General features: G+C 68.2%; 23 protein-coding genes and 1 pseudogene. 4 read left to right on the top strand and 20 right to left on the bottom strand.

Annotated features, from left to right (window positions below):
* Positions 1-70 precede the first annotated feature (70 nt).
* Both queD and FB548_RS17490 read right to left on the bottom strand, forming a co-directional pair.
* The gene (gene queD / locus FB548_RS17485) at positions 71-427 is read right to left on the bottom strand and encodes a 6-carboxytetrahydropterin synthase QueD (RefSeq protein WP_142126077.1); all 357 of its coding nucleotides are present in this window, start codon (positions 425-427) and stop codon (positions 71-73) included.
* A 143-nt stretch (positions 428-570) separates the two neighbouring features.
* Positions 571-1,860, bottom strand: a pseudogene (locus tag FB548_RS17490) (DEAD/DEAH box helicase); the annotation flags it as partial.
* 398 nt (positions 1,861-2,258) lie between these two features.
* Here FB548_RS17490 and FB548_RS17495 point away from each other — a divergent pair.
* Positions 2,259-3,023: a Crp/Fnr family transcriptional regulator gene (locus FB548_RS17495; RefSeq protein ID WP_142126079.1), complete on the top strand. Its 765-nt coding sequence runs from the start codon at positions 2,259-2,261 to the stop codon at positions 3,021-3,023.
* Between the two features lie 149 nt (positions 3,024-3,172).
* Here the strand turns inward: FB548_RS17495 and cydC are convergent, their stop codons facing one another.
* The 12 genes from cydC to ccoN form a co-directional block, all read right to left on the bottom strand.
* A complete protein-coding gene (gene cydC / locus FB548_RS17500) occupies positions 3,173-4,876 on the bottom strand; it encodes a thiol reductant ABC exporter subunit CydC (protein WP_142126080.1) in 1,704 nt (567 codons plus the stop codon).
* On the bottom strand, positions 4,873-6,516 hold the full coding sequence (cydD, locus tag FB548_RS17505) for a thiol reductant ABC exporter subunit CydD (RefSeq protein ID WP_255470613.1): 1,644 nt from the start codon (positions 6,514-6,516) through the stop codon (positions 4,873-4,875). Before cydD ends, cydC begins: the two co-directional genes overlap by 4 nt.
* 41 nt (positions 6,517-6,557) lie before the next feature.
* Positions 6,558-7,283, bottom strand: coding sequence for a sulfite exporter TauE/SafE family protein (locus FB548_RS17510; protein ID WP_142126082.1), 726 nt, complete (start codon positions 7,281-7,283; stop codon positions 6,558-6,560).
* Positions 7,273-7,461, bottom strand: coding sequence for a cbb3-type cytochrome oxidase assembly protein CcoS (gene ccoS, locus FB548_RS17515; protein ID WP_142126083.1), 189 nt, complete (start codon positions 7,459-7,461; stop codon positions 7,273-7,275). The genes FB548_RS17510 and ccoS overlap by 11 nt, the downstream gene beginning before the upstream one ends.
* The gene (locus FB548_RS17520) at positions 7,458-9,830 is read right to left on the bottom strand and encodes a heavy metal translocating P-type ATPase (protein ID WP_142126084.1); all 2,373 of its coding nucleotides are present in this window, start codon (positions 9,828-9,830) and stop codon (positions 7,458-7,460) included. Before FB548_RS17520 ends, ccoS begins: the two co-directional genes overlap by 4 nt.
* An 8-nt stretch (positions 9,831-9,838) precedes the next feature.
* Positions 9,839-10,360, bottom strand: coding sequence for a FixH family protein (locus tag FB548_RS17525; RefSeq protein WP_142126085.1), 522 nt, complete (start codon positions 10,358-10,360; stop codon positions 9,839-9,841).
* A complete protein-coding gene (locus tag FB548_RS17530; RefSeq protein ID WP_142126086.1) occupies positions 10,357-11,952 on the bottom strand; it encodes a 4Fe-4S dicluster domain-containing protein in 1,596 nt (531 codons plus the stop codon). The genes FB548_RS17525 and FB548_RS17530 overlap by 4 nt, the downstream gene beginning before the upstream one ends.
* Before the next feature lie 78 nt (positions 11,953-12,030).
* A complete protein-coding gene (locus FB548_RS17535) occupies positions 12,031-12,327 on the bottom strand; it encodes a hypothetical protein (RefSeq protein ID WP_142126087.1) in 297 nt (98 codons plus the stop codon).
* The gene (gene ccoP, locus FB548_RS17540; RefSeq protein ID WP_142126088.1) at positions 12,324-13,259 is read right to left on the bottom strand and encodes a cytochrome-c oxidase, cbb3-type subunit III; all 936 of its coding nucleotides are present in this window, start codon (positions 13,257-13,259) and stop codon (positions 12,324-12,326) included. The genes FB548_RS17535 and ccoP overlap by 4 nt, the downstream gene beginning before the upstream one ends.
* Positions 13,256-13,396 (bottom strand): cbb3-type cytochrome c oxidase subunit 3, encoded by a 141-nt coding sequence (locus FB548_RS17545; RefSeq protein ID WP_142126089.1) that lies wholly within the window; start codon positions 13,394-13,396, stop codon positions 13,256-13,258. Before FB548_RS17545 ends, ccoP begins: the two co-directional genes overlap by 4 nt.
* 3 nt (positions 13,397-13,399) lie before the next feature.
* A complete protein-coding gene (gene ccoO, locus FB548_RS17550) occupies positions 13,400-14,020 on the bottom strand; it encodes a cytochrome-c oxidase, cbb3-type subunit II (protein WP_142126090.1) in 621 nt (206 codons plus the stop codon).
* 9 nt (positions 14,021-14,029) lie between these two features.
* Complete coding sequence (gene ccoN, locus FB548_RS17555) at positions 14,030-15,469, bottom strand: cytochrome-c oxidase, cbb3-type subunit I (RefSeq protein ID WP_142126091.1); 1,440 nt, start codon at positions 15,467-15,469, stop codon at positions 14,030-14,032.
* A 208-nt stretch (positions 15,470-15,677) separates the two neighbouring features.
* On the opposite strand from ccoN, the gene FB548_RS17560 reads away from it, so the two are divergent.
* From FB548_RS17560 to cydX, 3 genes are read left to right on the top strand one after another with little or no spacing between them, the layout of a single operon-like run.
* Complete coding sequence (locus FB548_RS17560) at positions 15,678-17,264, top strand: cytochrome ubiquinol oxidase subunit I (RefSeq protein ID WP_142126092.1); 1,587 nt, start codon at positions 15,678-15,680, stop codon at positions 17,262-17,264.
* Between the two features lie 12 nt (positions 17,265-17,276).
* Entirely contained in the window at positions 17,277-18,425 is a 1,149-nt protein-coding gene (cydB, locus tag FB548_RS17565) for a cytochrome d ubiquinol oxidase subunit II (protein WP_142126093.1), read from the top strand.
* Positions 18,426-18,435: 10 nt separating this feature from the next.
* Positions 18,436-18,555, top strand: coding sequence for a cytochrome bd-I oxidase subunit CydX (gene cydX, locus FB548_RS17570; RefSeq protein ID WP_142126094.1), 120 nt, complete (start codon positions 18,436-18,438; stop codon positions 18,553-18,555).
* A gap of 6 nt (positions 18,556-18,561) precedes the next feature.
* Here the strand turns inward: cydX and FB548_RS17575 are convergent, their stop codons facing one another.
* From FB548_RS17575 to FB548_RS17600, 6 genes are read right to left on the bottom strand one after another with little or no spacing between them, the layout of a single operon-like run.
* Entirely contained in the window at positions 18,562-20,172 is a 1,611-nt protein-coding gene (locus FB548_RS17575; RefSeq protein WP_142126095.1) for a family 43 glycosylhydrolase, read from the bottom strand.
* A gap of 22 nt (positions 20,173-20,194) precedes the next feature.
* Complete coding sequence (locus FB548_RS17580; protein ID WP_142126096.1) at positions 20,195-21,868, bottom strand: glycoside hydrolase family 43 protein; 1,674 nt, start codon at positions 21,866-21,868, stop codon at positions 20,195-20,197.
* Positions 21,869-21,879: 11 nt separating this feature from the next.
* Complete coding sequence (locus FB548_RS17585) at positions 21,880-22,791, bottom strand: 2-dehydro-3-deoxygalactonokinase (RefSeq protein WP_142126097.1); 912 nt, start codon at positions 22,789-22,791, stop codon at positions 21,880-21,882.
* On the bottom strand, positions 22,788-23,714 hold the full coding sequence (locus tag FB548_RS17590; RefSeq protein ID WP_142126098.1) for an SMP-30/gluconolactonase/LRE family protein: 927 nt from the start codon (positions 23,712-23,714) through the stop codon (positions 22,788-22,790). Before FB548_RS17590 ends, FB548_RS17585 begins: the two co-directional genes overlap by 4 nt.
* Positions 23,692-24,843, bottom strand: a complete 1,152-nt coding sequence (dgoD, locus tag FB548_RS17595; RefSeq protein WP_142126099.1) for a galactonate dehydratase — start codon at positions 24,841-24,843, stop codon at positions 23,692-23,694. Before dgoD ends, FB548_RS17590 begins: the two co-directional genes overlap by 23 nt.
* A complete protein-coding gene (locus tag FB548_RS17600) occupies positions 24,840-25,463 on the bottom strand; it encodes a 2-dehydro-3-deoxy-6-phosphogalactonate aldolase (RefSeq protein ID WP_142126100.1) in 624 nt (207 codons plus the stop codon). The genes dgoD and FB548_RS17600 overlap by 4 nt, the downstream gene beginning before the upstream one ends.

Consider the following 25,463-nt stretch of genomic DNA (forward strand, 5'->3'; position numbering starts at 1 on the left):
TCCGACGAACGGTCAGGAGCCGTTAAAAATCAAACGCTTGTATGCGGTGGTATGAAACCGGTTTCATGCCTCACGGGCCGGTATAGCGGCACCCGGACGTGCAGGTTTCATGCACCACGATGGCGCTCAGCAGCGGCAGCACGGGCTTGGCCTGTTCCCAGATCCAGGCGGCGATGCGCTCGCTGGTCGGGTTCTCCAGGCCTGGGATGTCGTTGAGGTAGTGGTGGTCCAGCCGCTCGTAGATCGGCTTGAAGGCCGCCTTCACGTCGGCGAAGTCCATCACCCAGCCAGCCTGCGGATCGACCGGGCCGGAGAGGTGCAGCTCGATGCGGAACGAGTGGCCGTGCAGCCGCGCGCACTTGTGGCCTTCCGGCACGTTCGGCAGGCGGTGAGCGGCTTCGACGGTGAAGACCTTGAAGATGTCCATGCGACGGTTCCGGAAGCGGTGGAACGCGCGGCACCGGTCAGGTGCCGCGCGGGTGGATCAACTCAACGGGCGGGACGCGCCTGGCCCTGGCCCTGGCGGGCGCCGCCGGTGCGGCCGCCGTCGCGGCGCGGGCCGCTGCTGTGCTTCTTGGGGCCCGCATGGGCGTGGCGCGGGGCCTCGCTGTGCGGACGGCGCGCGTGCTTCTGCGGGCCGTTGCGCCGCGGGGTGCGCTCGCCGGCGGGCTGTTCGGCCTTGCCCGGCGCACTGTTGCCCCAGCGGATCGGCGTCTGCGGCTCGAAGCCCGGCACGTCGCGCAGGTCCACGTCGCGGCCCAGCATGCGCACGATGGCGCGCAGGTACTTGGCTTCATCCTGAGCCACCAGCGAGATCGCTTCGCCCGTCGAACCGTTGCGGCCCGTGCGGCCGATACGGTGCACGTAGTCCTCGGCCACCATCGGCAGGTCGAAGTTGATCACCTGCGGCAGCTGGTCGATGTCGATGCCGCGCGCGGCGATGTCGGTGGCCACCAGCACGTTGATGCGGCCGGCCTTGAAGTCGCTGAGCGCGCGCTGGCGCGCACCCTGCGACTTGTTGCCGTGGATCGCCGCGGTCTTGATGCCGCTCTTGTCCAGGAACATCGCCAGCTTGTCGCTGCCGTGCTTGGTGCGGGCGAACACCAGCGTCTGCAGGCGGCTGTCCTTGGCCAGCAGGTGCAGCAGCAGGTCGCGCTTGCGACTGCCATCAACCGGGTGGACGCGGTGGGTGATGGTCTCGGCCACGGTGTTCTTGGGCGTGACCTGGATCTGCTTCGGATCGCGCATGAACTCCATGGCCAGTTCGCGGATCGGCTCGGCGAACGTGGCGGAGAACAGCATGGTCTGGCGGTTCTGCTTGGGCAGCTTGGCCAGGATGCGCTTGATCGAGGGCAGGAAGCCCATGTCGAGCATGCGGTCGGCCTCATCCAGCACCAGCACCTCGATGCCGGACAGGTCGACGCTGCGGCGCTCGAGGTGGTCGATCAGGCGGCCCGGGCAGGCGATCACCATGTCCACGCCACGGCGCAGCGCGTCCAGCTGGTTGCCCATGCCGACGCCGCCGTAGATGGTGGTGCTGGGGATGCGCAGGTACTTGCCGTAACCACGCAGGCTGTCGTGCACCTGCACGGCCAGCTCGCGGGTGGGGGTCAGCACCAGGGCGCGCGGCTTGCGCGGGCCGCGGGTGGCGACTTCCTGCGGCGTGGTGGCGAGGTACTGGATCAGGGGAAGGCCGAACGCGGCCGTCTTGCCGGTACCGGTCTGGGCGCCGGCCAGCAGGTCATGGCCAGCCAGGGCCAGCGGGATGGCCTGTTCCTGGATGGGGGTGGGCTGGGTGTAGCCCTGTTCGTCGAGGGCGCGCAGCAGGGCGGGCGCAAGGCCCAAGGTTTCAAACGTCATTGTCAAAGCTCCAAAGCCGGCCGGCCGGACACGCGCGCAACACCGGCACAGCGATGTGCGGCAACGTAAGACGCGCGGAATGCGGCAAGACCGTGACTCGAAGCGTTCCCTGAAACCGCGCTGCGAGAAGGGGTGCGGAGGCGCCAAAGCGGCACTACCGAGCTTGCGCAACGAAAGAAGTCGGAGCGGGGCGGGCGCGGGAACTCGCGGGGAATTCCCTGCGCCGGCGGACCATCGGGGAAACGAACGGCCGCAGGCAAGCGGCGCGCACTGTAACCGAATCCGGGCCTGAATGGGGGAACGGGCGCTGAAACCCCGGTCTGCGACCAATTGTCGCAGTCCGGAAATCAGTGACTTACGGGCGTATCATGGCCCGGAAGCCCCTCGCAGCCATCGCCATGAGCCTTCGCATCCTCCGCCAGAACGACGCCCCGGTCGCTGGCGCGCTCGTCGAGAGCGTGCTGTGCCAGGCCGCGCGTGGTTGCAGCGGCTGCCTGGTCCGTCACTTGGCCTTCTGCGCGGCCTTGCCGGTGGAGAAGGCACACGCCATGGAAGCGCTGGCGGACGATGCGCGGCTGAAGGCGGGCGAGGCGCTGGTTCGCGAGGGCGAGCCGAGGCGCGGCGTGTTCACCGTGACCAAGGGCGCCCTGCGCCGCATCCGGCTGCTCCCGGATGGTCGCCGGCTGGTGGCCGGTTTCCTGATGCCGGGTGATTTCATCGGCTTTTCAGGCACTTCGCACTACAAACACACGATCGAAGCGATCACCGACAGCACGCTGTGCGAGTTCTCCATGGCCGACATGCGTAGCCTGTGCCATGACCATCCGGAACTTGAACGCGAGCTGCTGGAGCGCGCCTGCGTGGAGCTGGACGCCACCCGCGGCAACCTGATGGCGCTTGCGCGGCTCAATCCGATGGAGCGGCTGGCGGGTTTCCTCGTCGACATGGCGCAGCGTCGCCGTCGCCAAGGCCAGGACGACACCGAGGTGATCCTGCCGATGACGCGCACGGATATCGCCGACTACCTGGGCCTGACCGTGGAAACCGTCAGCCGCAGCTTCACCCGTCTGCGCCAGGAAGGCAGCATCGCCACCGACGACCCGCACCACGTGCGGCTGCTCGATCGCAAGCGCCTGGACGCATTGGCTGAAGCGCGGGCCTGAGGCTCTGCTTTCTGTAGGAGCGACGTGAGTCGCGACCGCGAGCCCCGGAAACAGTGGGTGCGCGACAGTGCATGTCGATGTTTCCGCCGCGCTGTTCCACCCGACGATGCAACGGTCGATCATTCGTGCGGTCGCGACTCACGTCGCTCCTACAGGGAGCCAGGTCCGTCTTCGTGCATCAGCTTTCCATCGCGCAGCCGGTAGCGCGTATCCACCACGCCATCGGGCAACGTCGCATGGCTGATGATCAGCACACTGCGTCCTTCGCTGGCGGTCGCGATGTCGCGCATCAGGGCATCGGCGGTGTCCTGGTCCAGGCCTTCGGTTGGCTCGTCCAGCAGCAGCAACGGCGCATCGCGCAGCAGGGCGCGTGCCAGCGCCAGACGGCGCGCCTGGCCTGCTGACAACGTCGCGCCGTTCTCGCCCACCCAGGTATCCAGGCCGTCGCCCGCATCGTGGAACCGGGCGTCCAGCTTCACCTGCGCCAGTGCCCGCCACAGGCGCGCGTCGTCCGCATCGGGATCGCCGAGGTGCAGGTTCTCGCGCACGCTGCCCGAAAAGACCGGCGCGTCCTGCGGCAGCCAGGCGATGCGGGTGTGCCAGAGCGCAGGGTCCAGCGTGCGCAGGTCGTCGTCGGCGAAGCGTACTTCCCCTGCCTGCGGCGTACACAGTCCCAACGCCAACGCCAACAAGGAGGATTTGCCTTCGCCGCTGTCGCCCGAGACCAACACGCGCTCGCCCGCTTCGATGCGCAGGCTGGCGCCATCAAGCACGCGTCGCGCGCTGCCGGGCCAGGCGAACACCACCTCGCGGAACCACAGCGCACCGCGTGGCGCAGGCGGTTGCGCACCCATGCGCCCGCGGCTTGGCGCTTCGTGCTTCGGCTCCACCACCTCTTCAAGCCGTCCGGCTGCAGTGGCGGCGGCGCGCCACGCCTGCCAGGCCGGGGCGATGGCGCTGCAGGCTTCCAGTACGGCGACCGTCATGAAGAACAGGCCGCCTGCGGCCGCGGCGCCGATGCGTTCGGCGTGCACCGCTGACAGCAGGACCCACAGCATCGCCGGCAGCGTGGCCGCAGTGGCCAGGGCGTGCGCCAAACTGGCAAGCGCAAGCCGGCGCTTGCGCAGGTCTTCCCAATGCGCCACCTCGCGGCTGCGGGCGTCCAGCGCTGCCAGCCAGGCCGATGCGGCATCCATCGCGACGAGGTCCTGCTGGCCTTCGATGCCTTCCTGCACCGACGCGCGCAGGCGCATGCGGGCCTCGGCGCGCTCGCCTTCCAGCGCCGCCACGCTGCGCGCGGCCAGCCACGGCGCCAGTGCACCGATCAGCATTAGCGCGATGAGCAGCAGGGCGCCGGCTGCCGGCACCGCGAGTGTCGCGACCAGCGTCGCCAGCGCGCACAGTGACAGCACTGCCAGCAGCGGGCCCAGCGCGCGGACCAGTACGCCGTCGACCGCCTCGATGTCCGCCATCAACCGCGCCATCAGTTCGCCGATGCGGAAGCGGCCCAGGCCCAGCGGCGCCAGCGGCAGCGCGCGGCGGAAGAACCACACCCGCAGGTCGCGTGCCAGCCGCAGCGTCGCGTCGTGGCCGAGCAGCTTCTCCGCGTAGCGCGACAGGATGCGTACGAAGGTCAGCGCACGGATGCCGGCCGACGGGCCGAAAAAGTTGAAGCCGAGCGCAGTACTGCCCGCCAGCGCCGCGGCGGTGAGGAAGTGTCCGGACAGGCCCAGCAGTGCCGTGCCTGCGAGCAGCGTCAGCAACAGCAGCGCGATGGCGAGCACGATCCTCCTGCGGTGGCGCAGAACCACCTCGCGCAGGCGCACCGGCAGCGTGTCGTTGCGGTCGGTCATCGAGGCGCTACCGCGGCTGCGTGCAGCTTCCCGCCACGCACACGCCAGGTCTGCGCCATCGCCGCCTGCACGGTGGCGCTGTGCGTGGCCATCACCAGCCCGCGTCCGCGCGCGAAGTGCAGGATCGCCCGCAACACCGCGGCTTCCGTGTCCGGATCGAGGAAGGCGGTAGGCTCGTCGAGCAGGAGCAGGTCGGGGTCGCGCAGGAACACGCGTGCCAGCGCGATGCGTCGCGCTTCGCCGCCGGACAGGCCGAAGCCGCGTTCGCCGATCACCGTATCCAGTCCGTCAGGCAGGCGGTCCGCGAAACGCAACACCTGTGCCGCTTCGGCCGCTCGCCGCAGTTCGTCGTTGCTGGCCTCCGGTTTTGCGAGGCGCAGGTTGTCGAGCAGGCTGCCGGCGAACAGGAACGGACGCTGCGGCGCATAGCCGATGCGCAGGCCGGGCGCGCGCTCCACCGTCCCGGTCGTGGCCGGGATCCAGCCGGCCAGGGCTTCCAGCAGTGCGCTCTTGCCCTCGCCGCTGGCCCCAACGAGGGCGATGCGCTGGTCGCGATACAGGTCCACATCGGCGTCCCGCAACACGTCGCGCGAGCTGCCCGCATGACGCAACGTGATGCCACGCATGCTGACAAGCGCGGCTGCTGGCGATGCGATTGGAGGAAGGGCGGTCGTGGCGGCGCGCGCATCGTCCAGCACCAGCGCGAGCTCGTCCATCGCCGCCAGCGCCGCGGCGCGGTCGTGGTAGTGCGTGGCCAACCGTCGCAGTGGTGCATAGAATTCCGGCGCCAGCAGCAGGCAGAACACGCCAGTTCCCAGCGTCAGCGGCTGCGCGCGCAGATCGATCATGCCGAGGTAACTCAGGCCGAGGTACAGCGCGATCATCGCCACGCTCAGCGAGGCAAAGAACTCCAGTACTGCCGACGACAGGAACGCGATGCGCAGCACGCGCAGGCTGCGCACGCGAAGTTCTTCGGCGGAGGAACGGATGCCTTCCAGTTCCGCCTGGCCGCGGCCGTACAAGCGGATCATGCCGAGTCCGCGCAAGCGGTCGGCGAAGTGCCCGCCCATGCGCGCGAGTGCCTGCAGTTGCCGTTGGCTGGCCGCCTGCGCGCTCCAGCCGACCAGCATCATGAACATCGGTACCAGTGGCATCGTCAGCAACAGGATCAGGCCGACCGTGCGGTCCACGAAGAACGCCGCCAGCAGGATCGCCAGCGGTACGCCCACCACTTCGACACGCAAGGGCACGAAGCCGCCGTAGTACCCTTCGAGCGCATCCACGTGCGCGCCCATGCGCTCGGCCAGTGCGCCGCTCTGCCAGGTGCGTACCCAGGCGGGACCGCGCGCGACCAGCGCGCGCGCGATGCTGCCGCGCAGGTCAACGCGGATGCGCTCGACCGCATGGTCGGCGCATCGCCGGCTCGCCCAGCCCAGTCCTGCACGCAGCAGCAACAGGATCAACAGGCCGCCAAGCAGTGGCAGCAGGACGATGGGCGGATCGTGGGCGACGAATGCGCGCTGCATGCACAGCGCGATGAGCGCGGCCTGCGGCACGAGCAGCCAGCCAGCGAGCAGGGCGAGCGCGCTGGCGGCTCGCAAGGGATCGCGCGCCACGCGCCCCAGCGTCTGCAGGCGCATCTTCGCGTCCGCGGCTCCGGATTCCGGCGTCGCATCCGCCCTCATGGTGGCAGCGGCTGGCAGCCCAGTGCCGCAAGCACGCCGTGCAGCGCCGGGTGTCGCATCAACCAGGGCGAGGCGATGGTCAGCAGGCCAGCCGCGAGTACGAAGGTCGCGGCCACGCGCCGCACTGCCGGTTGCTGCCAGCGACGCCCCAGGCGTGCGCCGGACCAGGTCAGGGTGACCATCATCGGCAGCGTGCCGAGCCCGAACGCGGCCATGGTCAAGGCGGCATCGCGCGCATTGGCCTGCAGCCATGCGACGGTGAGCAGGCTGACGCTGAGCCCGCATGGCAACCATCCCCATAGTGCGCCGGCCACCAGGCGGCGCGGTAACGTGTCCGCCGGCAGCACGCGGGCATGCAGTGGGCGCAGCGCCTGCCATACCATCGCGCCGGGGCGTGCGAGGAAATCCAGTCGGCCGCGCTGGTCGAGCAGGCGCAGCGCCAGCACCACCAGCGCGAGCCCCACGCCGACGCGCATCGCAAGTACGGCGGTCTCATGCCGTGCCAGCGACAACAGACCACCGCCGAACGCGCCGACCAGCGCACCCGCCAGCGCGTAGCCGCCGACGCGCCCCAGATTGAGCTGCAACGCGCTCCCCCAGCCCTGTCGGGACGAGATCGCGGAAAAGCCGGTGGCGATGCCGCCGCACATCACCGCGCAGTGGGTACTGCCCACCAGGCCGGCCAGCAGCGCGGCGAGCAGGACCGGAACGTCAGGCGCCATCGTCGCCTTCGCGCATGCGCGCGTCCTGACGCGGTTTCGGCGGTGCGTCGTCGAGGATGTCCAGCGCCGGCGTATCGAGATCGTCGAACTGGCCCTTGCGCACGGCCCACGCGAACGCGGCGATGGCCAGGCCCAGCAGGACCAGGCTGATCGGCAACAGCATCAGCAGGATGTTCATGCCGCCATCTCCGTGGAGGTGCGCGCCAGCCGCAGCGCATTGAGGGTGACCACCAGCGAGGATACCGCCATGCCCAGCGCCGCGATCCATGGCGTGACCAGGCCGGCGGCGGCCAGTGGCACGGCGAGCAGGTTGTAGCCGGCCGACCAGGCCAGGTTCTGCTTCACCAGCCGCCGCGACAACCGCGCCACGCGCACGGCGTCGGCGATGCGCAGCAGCGACGGGCCGGTGACGACGAGGTCCGCGGCCTGCTGCGCCAGCGGTGCGCCTTCGCCCATCGCGATCGAGACGTCCGCGCCGGCCAGCACGGGCGCATCGTTCAGGCCATCGCCGACCATCGCCACAATGCGACCTTCCGATTGCAGTTGGCGCACGCGTGCCAGCTTGTCTTCCGGCGACTGGCGGGCGTGCGGCGACACGATGCCAAGAAAGTGCGCCAGGCGCTGCACCGCGCCTTCGCTGTCCCCGCTGGCCAGGTGGATGTCCAGTCCTTGCGCGCGCAACGCCCGGATGGCGACTGCGGCATCCTCGCGCGGACGCTCGTTCAAGGTGAAGCGGGCGACGCCATGCCTGCCATCGCCCAGCCACAAGCCGCCGTCATCCGTCCGACGTGCGGCCCATTCCCCGCGCCCGAACCGCCAATGGCGACCGTCGACATCGCCTTCCACGCCCTGGCCAGGACGCGCGACCACGGCCCGCGCCAATGCACGTGCATCGACATCCGCGAACGCGGTCGCGATCGGGTGGCCGCTGTCCTTTTCCAGCGCAGCCACGAGGCGCGTGGCGGCGTCCGCGTCCAGGCCGTCGAACACCTCCACGGCCACGCGTGAGGGACGGCCGTCGCTGAGCGTGCCGGTCTTGTCGAACACCACGTCGGTGGCGCGCGCCAGCGTGTCCAGCGCCTCGGGCCGCGTGGCCAGCACGCCGCAGCGCGCCAGTGCGCCATGCGCGGCGGCCAGCACCGCCGGCACCGATAGCGACAGTGCGCAGGGGCAACTGATGACGAGCAGGGCGAGAGTCACTTCGAAGGCACGGTCGGGTTGGTACATCCGCCAGCCCGCGTAGACGCAGACGGCAAGCACCAGCAGCGAGACCACGAAATGGCGGCCGACGCGATCGGCGAGTTGCGCCATCGGCGGGCGATGTCCCTGAGCGCGGTCAACCAGTTCGGCCAGCTGCGACAGGCGCGTAGCGGCGCCGGTGGCGGTGACGCGCAGCCGTGCCGGGCGCTCGCGGCAGGTGGTGCCGGCATACACGGTTTCGCCTGCATGCCGGCGCACCGGTCGCGATTCGCCGGTCAGCAGCGCTTCCTCGAAATCGGCGGCCGCATCCAGCAGCACGCCATCGGCGGGCACTCCGTCGCCAGCAGACACGCAGACCACGTCGGCGACCCGCAGCGCCGATGGCGGCACCGATTCGCGCTCGCCGTCGTCGCGCTCGCGGATCGCGAACACCGGCTGTGCGCGTGCCAAGGCATCCACCTGCGCGGTGGCGACGTTGCGCGCGCGCTGTTCCAGCATGCGCGCCGCCAGCAGCAGGAACACGAACATCACCGCCGCGTCGTACCAGACATGCGTGCCGCCGCGGATCGTCTCGACCAGGCTGGCGAAGTAGGCGAGCAGGGTGGAGCTGGCGATCAGTGTGTCCATGCCCACGTGGCGCGCCCGCAGTTCGCGCGCCATGCCGGCGAGGAACGGCCAGCCGCTGTAGAACACCACCGGCGTGCTGACCAGGAAGGTGAGCCAGCGGAACAGGTCCCGTGTCGGCAGCGGCATGGTGGCGTTGACGTCGAGATACAACGCCTCGGCCAGCATCATCGCCTGCAGTGAACCGAGGCCGGCCACGCCGAGCCGCAGCAGCCAGCGGCGGCGTTCGGACATGCGCGCCTGTTCGCGCGCATCGCCGGTGGCCAGGTAGGGCCGGTAGCCGAGCATCGCCAGGCGGTGCAGCAGCGCGGAGAGCTTCGTGCGTGCCGGATCCCACGCGATGCGGATGCGGCCAGTGACCGCGTTCGCCGTGGTGTCGAGCACGCCGGCTTCGCGGGCGAGGGCGCGATCGATCAGCCAGGCGCAGGCCGCGCAGCGCATGCCGTCGGTGAGCAGCACGATCTCGCGGCCGCCGTCGACGGCGCGGCTGTGTTCGTCCAGCAGCTCGCTGCGGTCCCAGCTTTCCAGGTCCAGCCGGTCGGCCTGCACGCGATTGGCGTTCGCGCTGCGCAGGCGGTAGTAACTGCCAAGGTCGGCATCCTGGATCCACGTCGCGGCCGCAGCACAGCCTTCGCAGCAGAACGCATGGTCACCCGCAGTGACCGGTTGCCCGCCGGCGACCGGCTCGCCGCAGTGATGGCAGGACGCCGCGGTCGCGTCCATGGCGCGGCTCAGCCGCCTCCAAGCGAGGGGGCCAGGCGTGAGGCCTGCGTGTCCTTCTGCAGGCGGCCGCGAATGCGCCATGCGCTGTTCGCGGGCGTGAGCTGCAGGTTCCAGTCGTGTCGCGTGTCGATCTCGGCGGGCGCGGTCCAGCCGGTGGTCGTGCGCGCCAGCGGCAGGCGCAGGTCCTGCGCGGCCTCGGTGGGATGGGTCAGCATGAGAACGAGCGAGGTCTCGCGTTCGAACTCGCCGGTCACGGCGGTCAGTTCCACATGGTCCGGGCGGATCTGCAGGATGGCGCTCAGCTTGCGCTGTGCGGCGCGTTCGTCGGGTCCCAGGTCGGTGGTCTGGATCTGCGACACCCGCTGCACATCGTCGATGACAGGATCGGCGCCACCGGCACGCACCGCGGTTACCACCAGCCAGATACCGGCAACGACCGAGGCCAATGGCAGGCCCCACACCAGCCACACCATCGGCTCTTTCCAGAACGGGCGGGCGTTGGCGGCGGAGACATCGGGTTTAGTGGTCATTGGATCGGTCCGAAGTAACTGCTGTCCACGGTCTTCTCGGTGCCGGTGTCGACGTCGCGGACGGTGAACGTCACGGCATGGCGGCCGCGGAGGGTGGCGGGTGCGGTGGCGGTGACGGCCAGCGACAGGACTTCCTCGGGTTCGGCGCGCACCGTCAGGTCGCCGTCGCGCAGGCCGATGCCAGCCGAGCCGGATGTCAGCGTCACGAGGTAGCGATGCGATTGCTGGTCCTTGTTGACCAGCTTGAGCGTGTAGTCGTTCTCGACCCGCCCACCGGCCACGTCACGGTACAGCGCATTGCGGTCGCGCAGCACTTCCGCGATCAACACGTCGCGGTTGAACACGCCCCAGGCCCACGCGACCACCAGCGCCAGCAGGATGGTGCCGTAGACGAAGATGCGCGGCCGCGGCACCTTCGACGGTTTGCCGTCGATGGCATTCTGGGTGGTGTAGCGGATCAACCCCTTCGGGTAGCCCATCTTGTCCATCACGTCGTCACAGGCGTCGATGCACGCGCCGCAGGCGATGCACTCGTACTGCAGGCCGTTGCGGATATCGATGCCGGTCGGGCAGACCTGCACGCAGATCGTGCAGTCGATGCAGTCGCCCAACTGGTCCGGGACGAATTTCGGCAGCGGTTCGATCACGGTGCCGGCACCGGCGAAGGTGATCGTGCCATGCGCGCCGAGGCGCTGGTCGGCGGCGCTGGGATGCGCGTTGGCACGCACCACGTAGTCGTAGGCGGTGATCTGGTCGAGCAGGCCGCGCGCGCGCTCCAGCACGCTGCCCAGGCCGCGCTTGCGCGGACCGCGCGGCTCGCCGCGCATCGGGTCGTAGGCGATGATCAGGGTGTTGCGGTCGAACATGGCGCTCTGGAAACGCGCGTACGGGCACATGTACTTGCAGACCTGCTCGCGCAGGAAGCCGGCAAAGCCCCACGTGGCCAGTGCGTAGAAGAACACCCAGAACGTTTCCCAGCCGCCCCAGGCGAAGGGCCACAGGCGGGCGCCCAGATCGAGGATGGGCGTGAAGAAGCCGACGAAGGTGAAGCCCGTCCACAGCGCGAACAGCGCCCACAGCACATGCTTGCCGCCCTTGCGCATCAGCTTGTTGGCGCTCCATGGCGCGGCATCCAGCTTGATGCGCGCGCTGCGGTCGCCTTCGGTCCAGCGCTCCATCCACAGGAATACTTCCGTCCACACCGTCTGCGGACACGCATAGCCGCACCACAGGCGGCCTGCCAGCGCGGTGAAGAAGAACAGCGACAGTGCCGCGATGATCAGCAGCACCGCCAGCAGCAGGAAATCCTGCGGCCAGAACACCAGCCCGAACACGTAGAACTTGCGCGCGGGCAGGTCGAACAGCACCGCCTGGCGGTCGTCCCACTTCAGCCACGGGAACACGTAGTACATGCCCAGCAGCCACCAAACCGCGGCCACGCGCAGGCGGTTGAGCGCACCGGCCACGTCGCGCGGATACACCTTGCGTTCGCTGACGTAGAAGGAGTTGCCCTGCGCATCCACCACGTCCAGCGGAATGCGCCGCTTGGCGGTGTCAGGGGCGGGAGAGGGAGGTGGTGCTGGCGTGGACATGGGCGACTCTGTCTTGGCTGGCGTCATGCTCGCGCCGCATCGGCACGCGAGGGAGCGACGGTTTGTCGCAGGCCACGCTCAGTCCGGCGGCAGCGCGCGATTGAAGCGGCTGGCCGGACGCAGCAGGATCCAGGTGAACAGGCTGCTGGCCGATGTCGCCAGCCAGAACATGAAGAAGCCCAGCGTGTAGCCGAGTTCGCGGCTTATCGCCAGGTCGGGGAAGGTCATGTCGCGCAGCGTCAGCGGGTCGACGAAGGCGAAGAACACCATCGTGGCCACGCCGGCGGCGAAGAAACTCGGCCAGAGCACTGCCCCGACGCGCTGCGCGAGCGGCCGGGGCGGATGGTCGAAGCGGGGCTCGGTGAAATTGGTCATTTCGCGCCGGCGGTCGCCTGGTCCTGCTTGTGCGAGAGCGACCAGACATAGGACGCCACCAGGCGCGCCCGCGTGTCGCCCAGCAGTTCGCGGTGGGCCGGCATCACGCCGTGACGGCCCTTGTTGATCGTCGTGCGCATGCTGTCCTTGCTGTTGCCGTACAGCCAGTAGTCGTCGGTCAGGTCGGGAGCGCCCAGTTCCTGGTTGCCCTTGCCGTCCACGCCGTGGCAGGCGACGCAAAGGCCATCGTACAGCGGCTTGCCCTGGGCGGCCATGAAGTTGTTGCTCATGCCTTCCCGCGGATCGTTCAGGACGTTGACGTAGGCGATGACGTAGTCGACTGCGTTGTCGCCGCCCATGCTGGTCAGTGCCGTACCCCATTCCGGCATCACGCCCTCGCGGCCATCCAGCACGGTCTGCAGCACGAGATCGGGCGTGCCACCCCAATGCCAGATGCCATCGGTCAGGTTGGGATAGCCGATCGCGCCCTGTCCGGTGGAGCCGTGGCAGGTGGCGCAGGTGTTGTTGAAGATCGAACGGCCCAGTGCCAGTGCCTTCGGGTCCTTGGCCAGCTGGTCGATGGGCTGGTTGGCGAACGGCGCGAAGGTCGCTTCCAGCTTCTTGTCCTGCACGGCCTTGACCTGGTCGTGTTCGCCGGTGGACGACCACTTGGCATAGCCCGGAATGATGCCCAGGCCGCCGTACCAGGCGATGTAGCCGATGCTGAAGAAAATGGTGATGTAGAACAGGTTGATCCACCACTTGGGCAGCGGCTTGTTGTACTCGGTCAGGTCGCCGTCCCACACGTGCGAGGTGTCTTCCGGTGCGGGGTCGCCGGGCCGGCGGCGGCCGGTCCACCACAGCAGCCACACGCAGCCCAGGATGTTCAGTACGACCAACGCGACGATGAATCCGATCCAGCCTGCGCTCATGGGTTGTTCTCCCCTTCCTCACCCAGCGGCATGCGTGCCGCATCCTCGAAATCCGCCTTGCGGCGCGGGCTCCACGCCCACACCCAGCCGGCGATGAACAGCACGATCAGTGCCCCGGTCACGATCCCCGATACCATGGCTCAGCCTCCCCTCGGCGCGGCCTTGCCCAGCCCTTGCAGGTAGGCGACCACGGCGTCCAGTTCCGTCCTGCCTTCCACGTCGGTGGCGGCACTGTTGATTTCCTCGTCGGTGTACGGGTCGCCGATGCGCTGCAGCGTCTTCATGCGCTGGGCGACTTCGGCGCCGTCGACCTTGGCGGTTTCCAGCCAGGGGAAGGACGGCATGTTCGATTCCGGCACCACGTCGCGCGGATTGATCAGGTGCACGCGATGCCAATCGTCGGAGTAACGCCCGCCCACCCGGGCCAGGTCCGGCCCGGTGCGCTTGCTGCCCCACTGGAACGGGCGGTCGTAGACCGATTCGCCGGCCAGCGAATAATGGCCGTAGCGCTCGGATTCGAAGCGCAGCGTGCGCACCATCTGCGAGTGGCAGTTGTAGCAGCCCTCGCGGATGTAGATGTCGCGGCCGGCCAGTTGCAGGGCCGGGTAGGGCTTCACGCCTTCCAGCGGTTTGATGGCCTCGGCCTGGAACATCAGCGGGACGATCTCGGCCAGGCCGCCGAAGGACACCGCCACCGCGATCAGCACCGCCATCAGGCCGACGTTCTTCTCGACTTTCTCGTGTGAATTTCCGTTGCTCATGTCGGTTCCTCAGGCGCGCGCTTGGCTGGCATCGGGCGGCAGGATCGGCTGCGGTGCGGTGGACCGGGCCGCCTGGAAGGTCTTCCAGGTGTTCCAGGCCATCAGCAGCATGCCGCTGAACACCAGCAGGCCGCCGCCCAGGCGGACCAGGTAGTAGGGATAGGTGGCGTTCAATGCTTCGACAAAGCTGTAGGTCAGCGTGCCGTCGGCGTTGGTGGCGCGCCACATCAGGCCCTGCATCACGCCGGCGATCCACATCGAGGCGATGTAGAACACCACGCCCAGCGTGTGCAGCCAGAAGTGCGTGTCGATGGCCTTGATCGAGAACATCTGTTCGCGGCCCAGCAGCTTGGGCAGCATCGCGTAGACCGAGCCGATGGTGATCATCGCCACCCAGCCCAGCGCACCGGCGTGCACGTGGCCGATGGTCCAGTCGGTGTAGTGGCTCAGCGAGTTGACCGTCTTGATCGACATCATCGGACCTTCGAAGGTCGACATCATGTAGAACGACAGCGAGACGATCAGGAACTTCAGGATCGGGTCGGTGCGCAGCTTGTGCCACACGCCCGACAGCGTCATCACGCCGTTGATGGCGCCACCCCAGCTGGGCGCCAGCAGGATCAGCGAGAACACCATGCCCAGGCTCTGCGCCCAGTCCGGCAGCGCGGTGTAGTGCAGGTGGTGCGGGCCGGCCCACATGTAGATGGCGATCAGCGCCCAGAAGTGCACGATCGACAGGCGGTACGAGTAGACAGGGCGGCCGGCCTGCTTCGGCACGAAGTAGTACATCATCCCCAGGAAGCCGGCGGTCAGGAAGAAGCCCACCGCGTTGTGGCCGTACCACCATTGCACCATCGCATCGACCGCGCCGCTGTAGACCGGGTAGGAGTGCAGCAGGCCGCTGGGCAGTGCCAGGCTGTTGACGATGTGCAGCAGCGCCACCGCGATGATGTAGGCGCCGAAGAACCAGTTGGCCACGTAGATGTGCTTGACCGCGCGCTTGGCGATGGTGCCGAAGAACAGCACCGCGTACGACACCCAGACCACCGCGATCAGCACGTCGATCGGCCAGATCAGCTCGGCGTATTCCTTGCCTTGGGTCAGGCCCAGTGGCAGCGAGACGGCGGCCGACACGATCACCAGCTGCCAGCCCCAGAACACGAAGGCCGCCAGCTTGTCGGAGAGCAGCCGCACGTGGCTGGTCCGCTGCACCACATGCAGGCTGGTGGCGAACAGGGCGCAGCCACCGAATGCGAAGATCACCGCGTTGGTGTGCAGCGGGCGCAGCCTGCCGTAGCTCAGCCACGGCAGGTCGAAGTTCAGCGCCGGCCAGTACAGCTGGGCCGCGATCAGCACCCCCACCAGCATCCCCACGATGCCCCAGACCACGGTCATCACCGTGAACTGCCGCACCACCTTGTCGTTGTAAGTCCCCTGGACGCCTTGCATGCGGCCTCTCCTATTCTGGTACGGTGGATTCTCGGGCCCATTCAGGGGGGCCGCATTGATCAGGATCAACCCTTTCCCGACAGCCGGTAGGTGGCGGGGCGCGCAGGATGCCGCAGGGCCGCGTGAAGAGGGGTGCGACAGAAGGTCACCCCCCTTTCCGATGGGCGGGGTCTAGAATCCACCACGGACACCCGGGAGCCGCTACGCCATGCCGGACATGACCGTTGTCGAACTGTCCCGTCTGCAATTCGCGCTGACGGCGATGTATCACTTCCTTTTCGTGCCGCTGACGCTGGGGCTGTCCTTCATGATCGCGATCATGGAGAGCGTGTACGTGATGACCGGGCGCGACATCTGGCGACGGATGACGATGTTCTGGGGCACGCTGTTCGGCATCAACTTCGCCATGGGCGTGGCCACCGGCATCGTCATGGAGTTCCAGTTCGGCATGAACTGGTCCTACTACAGCCACTACGTCGGCGACATCTTCGGCGCACCGCTGGCCATCGAAGGGCTGATGGCGTTCTTCCTGGAAGCGACCTTCATCGGCCTGTTCTTCTTCGGCTGGGACAAGCTGTCGCGCGTGAAGCACCTGATGGTGACCTGGCTGGTGGCGCTGGGCACCAACTTCTCGGCCCTGTGGATCCTGATCGCCAACGGCTGGATGCAGTACCCGGTCGGCGCCGAATTCAATCCCGTCACCATGCGGATGGAAGTCACCGACTTCGCGGCCGTGCTGTTCAATCCGGTGGCGCAGGCCAAGTTCGTGCACACCGTCAGCGCGGGTTACGTGCTGGGCGCGGTGTTCGTGATGTCGATCAGCGCGTTCTACCTGCTGCGTGGACGCCACGCGGACCTCGCCAAACGCTCGATGGCGGTGGCGGCCAGCTTCGGCCTGGCTGCGGCGCTGTCGGTGGTGGTGCTGGGCGACGAGAGCGGCTACGTGGCCGGCGAGAACCAGAAGATGAAGCTGGCCGCCATCGAGGCGATGTGGGAGACCGAGCCGGCGCCGGCGGGATTCACCGCCTTTGCGATTCCCGACCAGGAAGCACGCGCCAACCGGTACGCCGTGCACATCCCGTGGGTGATGGGCCTGATCGGCACGCGCTCGTTCAACACCGAGATCCCCGGCATCGGGGAGCTGGTAGAACGCGCCGAGGGCCGCATCCGCAACGGACAACTGGCCTACGCGGCGCTGCAGCAGCTGCGCGCCAACCGCGAGGATGTGCAGGCGAAGGCGGTGTTCGACCAGCACTGGCGCGACATGGGCTATGCGCTGCTGCTGAAGCGCTACCGCGAGGATATCGGCAGCGCCACCGACGCGGAGATCACGCGCGCCGCCGCCGACACCATCCCGCGCGTGGCGCCGCTGTTCTGGAGTTTCCGCCTGATGGCGGGCATCGGCTTCTACTTCATCGCGTTCTTCGCGCTGGCGTTCTGGCTGGCGACGGTGCAGAAGCTCGACAGGTACCCGTGGTTCCTGAAGCTGGCGCTCTATAGCCTGCCGCTGCCGTGGCTGGCGATCGAAGCCGGCTGGCTGATCGCCGAGTACGGACGGCAGCCCTGGGCCATCGATGGCGTGCTGCCGACCTTCATGGCCGCCTCGGGACTGCAACTGCACCAGGTCGTCATCTCGCTCAGCGGTTTCGTGCTGGTCTACACCACGCTGGCGGTCATCGACGTATACCTGCTGCGCAAAGTGATCCTGAAAGGCCCGGATGACGTGCCCGGTGGCGAACGACGACCCGACCAGGCCGGTACGCCGCTGGCACCCGCGTCCACGACCATGGCCTGACAGGAGGACGACATGGACACGATTCCCCTCGACTACCCCACCCTGCGCCTGATCTGGTGGCTGCTGCTGGGCATCCTGCTGATCGGCTTCGCCGTGATGGACGGTTTCGACCTGGGCGTCGGCACGTTGCTGCCGGCCGTGGCGCGCACCGATGCCGAGCGACGGCTGGTGTTGAACGTGGTGGGCCCGGTATGGGAAGGCAACCAGGTGTGGCTGATCCTGGGCGGTGGCGCGATCTTCGCGGCGTTCCCGGCGTTGTACGCGGTCAGCTTCTCGGGCTTCTACCTGGCGATGTTCCTGATCCTGTTCGCACTGATCCTGCGGCCGGTCGGCTTCAAGTTCCGCAGCAAGGTCGAAGACCGGCGCTGGCGGGCGGTGTGGGACTGGGCATTGTTCGTCGGCGGCTTCGTGCCGGCGCTGGTGTTCGGCGTGGCGATGGGCAACGTGTTGCTGGGCGTGCCGTTCCATTTCGACGACACGCTGCGCATCCATTATTCCGGCGGCTTCTTCGGTCTGCTGTCGCCGTTCGCGGTGCTGTGCGGCCTGGTCAGCGTCGCCATGCTGGTGGCCCATGGCGCCAGCATGCTGGTGATCAAGACGGACGGACCGGTGGCGCTGCGTGCGCGCCGCTTCGGCGCGGTGTCGGCGGTGGCGACGGCGGTGTTGTTCGTGCTGGCTGGCGTGTGGGTGGCGAAGGGCGTGGACGGTTATGCCGTGGTCGGGGCCGCCGTGACCGACGCCGCATCCAATCCGTTGTTCAAGCAGGTAACCAGTGCGCGCGGCGGCTGGATGGCCAACTACCAGGCCATGCCCTGGACCTGGCTCCTCCCGGTACTGGGCGTGGCGGGGTCATTGGCTGCGGCGGCGCTGTTGCGCGCCGGGCGCGGCATGGCGGCGTTCCTCGCCTCCGCGCTCGCCATCACCGGCATCATCCTGACCGAAGGCTTGGCGGTGTTCCCGTTCCTGCTGCCGTCCTCCTCCCATCCCGCCTCGAGCCTGACGCTGTGGGATGCGTCTTCCAGCCACCTGACGCTGTTCGTGATGCTGGTGGCTACCGTCGTGTTCCTGCCGCTGGTGCTGCTGTACACCGCCTGGGTTTACCGCGTGCTGCGCGGCAAGGTGAGCCCGGAAAGCCTGGAACAGAACCACAACGCCTACTGAGGAACGCACCATGTGGTACTTCTCCTGGATACTCGGCGTCAGCCTCGCGGCCAGCTTCGCCATCCTAAATGGCATGTGGTACGAGATGCGCGAGAACGACCGCGCCAACGAAGGCGGCGGCGCGACGTGACGCGCCTCAGGCGAGCGCGCGGTAGCGGAAGTCGCTGAACTCGACCGCGCCCTTGCCGGCGCTGTAGAGCGCCAGCCGGAGACTGAGGAAACCGCCGAACACGTTGTGGTGCAGGCCGGAGACTTCCATCCGCGTGTCCAGTCGCGTCCATGTGCGGCCATCGTCGTGCGAGTGGTGCCAGGTCACCACGTGGTCGTCGCTCGTCAAGCGGATGCGTACGCGCCGGGTCGGCATCGATTGTCGCGCCCAGGTCTGTTCTTCGGCGTACTGGAACACGCGCAATCCCGTCGGTGTGAAGCCGAGCCCGACGAAGGCCTTCGGGTTGTAGAACAGCAGCAGGCCGCCTTCGCCGCCATCGATCAGCGTCGCCGTGACCTCGGCCTGGTAGGCGCGATCGCCGACGATGCAGGCCAACGGGCTGCCATCGGCAGGCGAAGTGCCGGCGCCGGCGAGGCGGAGCGATTGCGTCCCATAGCGGATGCGCTGCATCTCCTCAGGCCGAGGCGCGTGGAAGGCCCATTGCGTGCCGAGCCGGTCGATCGAGAAATCATCGGACAGCGCGACACCGGCAATGCCGACTTTGCCAACCCCTGGAGCAAGCAACGGTTTCGACAGATCGCCGCCACGCGCATGGAACCAGCCGTCTTCCGTCCACTCGATCGGCTCCAGCAGCGTCTGCCGCCCGAGCGTGCGGTACCCATTCTCGTACCCGTGGTAGACCATCCAGCTGTCGCCGGCAGGACCGTCGACCAGCGTCGCGTGTCCGCGCGACCACCAGGGTTCGGCATCGTCCTGCGTGCGCACCAGCGGGTTGTGCGGGCAGTGTTCCCATGGGCCGTGGATCGAACGCGAACGTGCGGCGATCACCATGTGGCCGGTCACCGGGCCGGCGGTGCCGCCGACGGCGGTAACGAGATAGAACCAGTCGCCGCGGCGCGTCAGCTTGGGGCCTTCCGGTGCGAAGTTTTCGGTGATCCAGTCGTCCGGGTAACGCCACGGGCTGTACGCATGCTCCAGCGCCCCGTCGGTCGCCAGGCCATCGTCGGTGAGCCGCACCTTGCGGATGCCGTTGACGAAAAGATAGCGCCGACCGTCTTCGCCGACTGCGTGGCCGGGATCGATGCAGCCATCGATATGCAGGTCGACCGGTTCGCTCCAGGGGCCACGGATGTCCTTGGCCCAGGTGACGTGGATCTTCCAGGCCCCGCCTTTCGCCAGGGAAGGCAGGTAAATGAAATAGCGATCGCCGTGCTTGCAGAGATCGACGGCCCAGACCGTGCCGACATGCTTGTGCAATGCGGGCCCGAGCGGTGTCCAGTTGACCAGGTCGGTCGAATGCCAGATCACCAGGCCGGGATAGGCATCGAACGACGAGAACGTCATGTAGTAGTCGTCGCCATCCTTGAGGATCGTGGGATCCGGACGGTCGCCCGCGACGATGGGATTGAGATAGGTGCCGTCGCCGAGATCGGCCTTGCGCTGGCCTTCGATGCCGGTGGCGTGCGGTGGCAGCGTTGCCCCGCATGCGCTCGCCACACTGACACGCGAGGACAGCGGCCAGGCGACCAGTCCCGCGAACCCGGCCTTGAACAATCCGCGACGCGAGGTACCCGACATGCGAACTCCCGTGATGGCGCGGTCAGCGACGGACGGCGTAGGGTCCGAACGTGTTGCCGATGAAGCCGCCGGCCTTGTCCGCACTCAGCAGGCTTGCGTCCAGGTCGGTCGCGACGGATATCCACTCGCCTGATGCCAGCGCGTAGTCGGCATCCAGGCGCGGGCCGTCGAGGCGGAAGCGCAGCGTGATCGGCATGGCTTTCGCATCCAGCGGCATGCGTGCCAGCCGTTCGCCTTCCGTCGCGCCATCGCGGCTGCTGCGCCGGTACAGCGACACCGACATGCCGCGCGCGTCGCGTTCGACACCGAGCACGTAGTGGCCGTACTCGTTCTGGATCAGCGCGAGTCCGGCCAGCTCCCCGGGCGCGGGATCGAACGAGGTGATCGTCGTCTCCAGTGTGGCGTTGTGGTGTTGCAGGCGGTGCGCGACGTAGGACGGCTGGCCGGGGGTGGCGCCGAATCCACCGAGCGGCATCGTGCCGGGCGAGAGTGCCAGACCCTGTGCGCCGAGGGTGTACCACCTCGTCTTCGGCGGATGCAGCGTCATCCACGACAGCGGCAGCGCCGGCGCATCGAAGCGCTCCGTCCATTCGATCGGCCCACTGGTCGGTAGCGGCTGCGCATTGCGCGGCAGGTCCGGGCGCTTCACGACCATCGGCACGCGCTCGCCACGCGGCAGGATCACCGGCCAGCCGTCCTTCCACGTGACCGGCAGCAGGAAGGTCTCGCGGCCCAGGTTGTACTGGTTGCCACGGTACGGCCGCGTGGCAAGGAAGACCGCCCACCAGGAGCCGTCCTTCAGCTGCACGAACTGCGCGTGGCCTGTGGACGTCACCGGATCGGGACGTTTCGGGTCGAGATCACGCTGGGTCAACGACGGGTTGCCGGGGAACGCTTCGTACGGCCCCGTCAGCTTGCGGCTGCGCCAGGCCATCTGCGCATGCTGCTCGCCGGTGCCGCCCTCGGCGGCGGTCAGGTAATACCAGCCGTCGTGCTTGAAGATGTGCGGCCCTTCGATATGCTCGGGATTCGTCGACGGATCCGCCCCGCCATCCACCAGCAGGATGCGTCCGCCCACGCGCTCGCGCTTGTCGAAGTCGAAGCGCTGCAGCCAGACCGCGCGATGGCCGTCATAGCGCAGCTTTCCATCGGGCACGTCGTTGTGAACCACCCACGCGCTGCCATCGTCATCGAAGAACAGCGAGGGATCGATGCCGCTGACGCCGAGCCAGATCGGGTCGGACCACGGGCCGGCTGGATTTTCTGCCGTCACCACGAAGTTGCCGCGGTCGCAGTAGAAGCAGGTGTTGGCGATGTAGAAGGTGCCGTCGTGGTGGGCGAGGGTGGCGGCGAACAGGCCGCGCGTCAGTTCCTCCTTGTCGCCGTAGTGGATCTGGTCCGGGCGATGGATCGCATTGCCGATCTGCGTCCACGACACCAGGTCGGTGCTGTGGAAGACCGGCAGGCCGGGGAAATAACCGAAGGTCGAGGTGACGAGATAGAAGTCGTCGCCGACGCGGATGGCGGACGGGTCCGGATAGAAGCCGGCGACCACCGGGTTGCGGAACTGCGTGGCATCGACGGAGGGGCCACCGTCGTCGCCGGCATAGCGGACCTCGCGGAAGACGGCGTCCCCCGCCCATGCGGACGCCATCGAAAGAATGCCCATCACCGCCAGTGCGCAACGCGTCAACATGGTCTGCTTCCTCAAGTGGTGGTGGCGGCGCTCGTGCGCCGTGACCACAGCGCATGCAGGCCGCGTGCGGCCAGGTCTTCGGGGTGTCGCTGCACGCCGATGCCCAGCGTAGTGAGCGCGTGCGCGTACGACGCCAGCAGGCGGTCGTTGCCGACCAGATGCACCTGTGCAGGACGCGGCGCATGCGAGAACAGGCCCGACGCGCGCAGCTCATGGCCGATCAGCAGGCCGGACAGATACGACGGCAGCGCCGGCTCGGCGAGCTGCTGGAACAGACCGGTGGTGCGTACGCCGAACAGATGGTGCAGCAGGCCGCCCGCATCCGCGCTGCGCTTGAGGCCGGCATCGAACGCATAGCCGTCGAAGCGCACGTCGCCGACCGGCATCAGTCGCCCCAGGATGCTGTGCTGGCGCAGGACCGCATAAAGCTCGCCGGTCATCGCGGTCGCGATCCGCTGCACCCTGCCATCGCGCACCGTGACCCACTTGCTGTGCGTCCCGGGCAGGCAGACCAGGTGCGTGCCGCCGGGCAGCACGTCCAGTAATGCCGCCAGTTGCGTCTCTTCGCCGCGCATCACGTCGGGCACGGTGTCGGAATCGTTGTCGCGCAATCCCGGCACCAGCCACAGCGCCCGGTCGTCGAAGCCCGGAGGCTGGAAGCGCTGCATGCCCAGCGCCAGCGCATGGTTGCCGGCAGGGCAGGGCAAGTAAGGCATTTCGTGCCAGCCGCCGCGACCGCCGACCATCCCGCACAGCAGGACATCGGTGTCGTCCCAGCCTGCGATCTCCTGCGCCAGCACGTCGCCGAAGCGTCCGCCGCAGGCCATCACGCCGTGATCGCTGCGACGGCGCTCGCGGACCTGGCCATCTTCGGCCATGCGGTACAGGCGCAGCGTGCTCGTGCCCCAGTCGACGGCGATCATGGCAGCCGCACCCGGTCGATATCGCGGGCGAGACGACGTTCGTTGCGATGGGCGAACACGCCTCCCGACAACGGATGCGTCGCCAGCGCAGCAGCGTCCAGTCCTACGCGCGCGCTGGTGACATACAGCAGGTCGTCGCGCAGCGTGCAGCAGGACGGTTGCGATGCCGGCACCCGGACGATGCGGTCGATCCGGCCATCCGGCAGGTAGCGCACCACGCGGCCCGCTCCCCACTGTGCATTCCACACCGCGCCTTCGGCATCGACGATGGAGCCATCCGGCTCCGCGCCCGCCAGGTCGAGGTCGACGAACACCGCGATGTCGGACACGCTTGCGGTGGCCGCGTCGTACCGGCAATGCAGGATCCGCGGCGTCACCGAGTCGCAGAAGTACATCCGCGTGCCGCTGGCATCGAAGCAGATCGAATTCGGGATGGCGGCGCGCGGCAGCGCGAGTTCACGCAGTCCATGCGCGGCCGTGTACTGGTGGAAGCGGCCGGTCGGACGCAGGTCGGCGTGTCCGCTCTTCGTGCCGAACACGAAGCCCCGGTGGCGATCCGCGCGGCCGTCATTGATGCGGGTCATCGGGTCGTCGGCTTCGACGTCGGCCAGCTTCTCGAGGGAGAGCTCGCGGCTGGACAGCTGCGCTTCGACATCGCTCGCGTACAGGCCCTTGGCCAGGCCCAGCAGCAGGCGTCCGTCTTCGCCCAGTGCCAGGCAGCCGAGCGGGGCGGGCAGCGACCAGGTATGCGTGTGCCCGCTGTCGGGGTCGTGCCGCCACAGTTCGGCGGCGAGGATGTCGGTCCAGTACAGGACGCGCCGGCGATCGCACCACAGGATGCCTTCGCCCAGCGTGCAGCGGCTGTCGACGGCCAGGGTCGCCAGCGCCGTCGTCACGGCGTCACCACTCGGCCACGCTGCCATCGGCGTGCCGCCACAGCGGATTGCGCCAGCGCGGCGGTTGCCGGCTCGCTTCGACCAGGCGGGCTTCGTCGATCTCCACGCCCAGGCCCGGTTTCGGCAACGCGACGATGCTGCCGGTGTCGTCGCAGCGGAAATCCTCCTTGTTGAGCACGTAGTCCAGCAGGTCCGCGCCCGTGTTGTAGTGGATGCCGATGCTCTGCTCCTGCAGCATCGCGTTGTGGCTGACGAAATCCACCTGCAGGCACGCGGCCAGCGCCACCGGGCCCAGCGGGCAGTGCGGCGCCAGCGCCACGTCGTGTGCTTCGGCCATTGCCGCGATCTTCACGCATTCGGTAATGCCGCCGGCGTGCGACAGGTCGGGCTGCAGGATCGCCAGGCCGCCGGCCGCGAGCACCGGCTTGAACTCGGCGCGCGAGTACATGCGCTCGCCCGCGGCCAGCGGAATCGAGGTGGCATCCGACAGCGGCCGGTAGTATTCCCACTGTTCGGGCAGCACGGGCTCTTCGACGAACAACGGTTTGAACGGCGCCAGTTCGCGCAGCAGCACGCGCGCCATCGGTGCGCTGACGCGGCCGTGGAAGTCGATGCCGAAGTCCACGCGGTCGCCCATCGCTTCGCGGATCGCCGCGACCTTGGCCACCGCGGCGTCGATCGCGCGCGGGCTGTCGATCAGCTTCAGTTCTTCGGTGCCGTTGAACTTGAACGTGTCGAACCCCAGCGACTGGTACTGCCGCATCTGCGCGACGATGTCGGAAGGACGGTCGCCACCGACCCAGCGGTAGGTCTTCATGCGGTCACGCACCAGGCCACCGAGCAACTGGTACACCGGCACGCCAAGCGCCTTGCCCTTGATGTCCCACAACGCCTGGTCGATGCCCGCGATGGCGCTCATCAGGATCGCGCCGCCCCGGTAGAAGCCACCGCGATACAGCACCTGCCACAGGTCGTTGATGCGCGCCGGATCCTGGCCAACCAGATAGTCGGACAGTTCGTGCACCGCTGCTTCCACCGCGTGCGCGCGACCTTCGATGACCGGCTCGCCCCAGCCGGTCACGCCCTCGTCGGTCTCCACCTTGAGGAACAGCCAGCGGGGTGCGGCATGGTAGGTGCTGAGGCGGACGATCTTCATGCGGCGTGGTCCAGGTAGGCCTGTCGGAAGCGCCGCGCGTGTTCGCGCGTGCGCTCGACCGGTTGGCCGGGCTTGTAAAGTTCGCCGCCGATGCCGGCGCCCTGACAGCCGGCTGAGAGGTAGCCGGAGAGGGTGTCGGGCGTGACGCCACCGACGGCGAATAGGGGGACGGGCGGCAGCACGCTGCGCAGTGCGCGCACCAGCGCCGGTCCGTGTACGGAAGCCGGGAAAAGCTTGAGCATCTGCGCGCCGGCATCGAGTGCGTCGAAGGCTTCGCTCGCGGTGGCGAAGCCGGCCGCCACCTGCAGGCCGTGTTCCACCGCGTGGCGGATGACCGCCGGACGCGTGTTCGGCGTCACCATCAAGCGGCCGCCGGCCGCCACCAGCGCATCGGCAGACGCCGTGGTCAGCACGGTGCCGGCGCCGATCATCGCGCGCTGGCCGAAGGCGTCCACGGCGATGCGTACGCTGTGTTCCCAGTCCGGCGAATTGGTCGGTATCTCGATCGCGTCATAGCCTTCCTCCACCAGCGCGCCGACATGTGCGGCCACCTCGGCGGGCGTGATGCCACGCAGGATCGCGATCAGCGGCAGGGCGAAGGGGAAGGGGGGGCGGTCCAT

The sequence above is a fragment of the Pseudoxanthomonas sp. 3HH-4 genome (assembly GCF_006716465.1).
Classification (GTDB): Bacteria; Pseudomonadota; Gammaproteobacteria; order Xanthomonadales; family Xanthomonadaceae; genus Pseudoxanthomonas_A.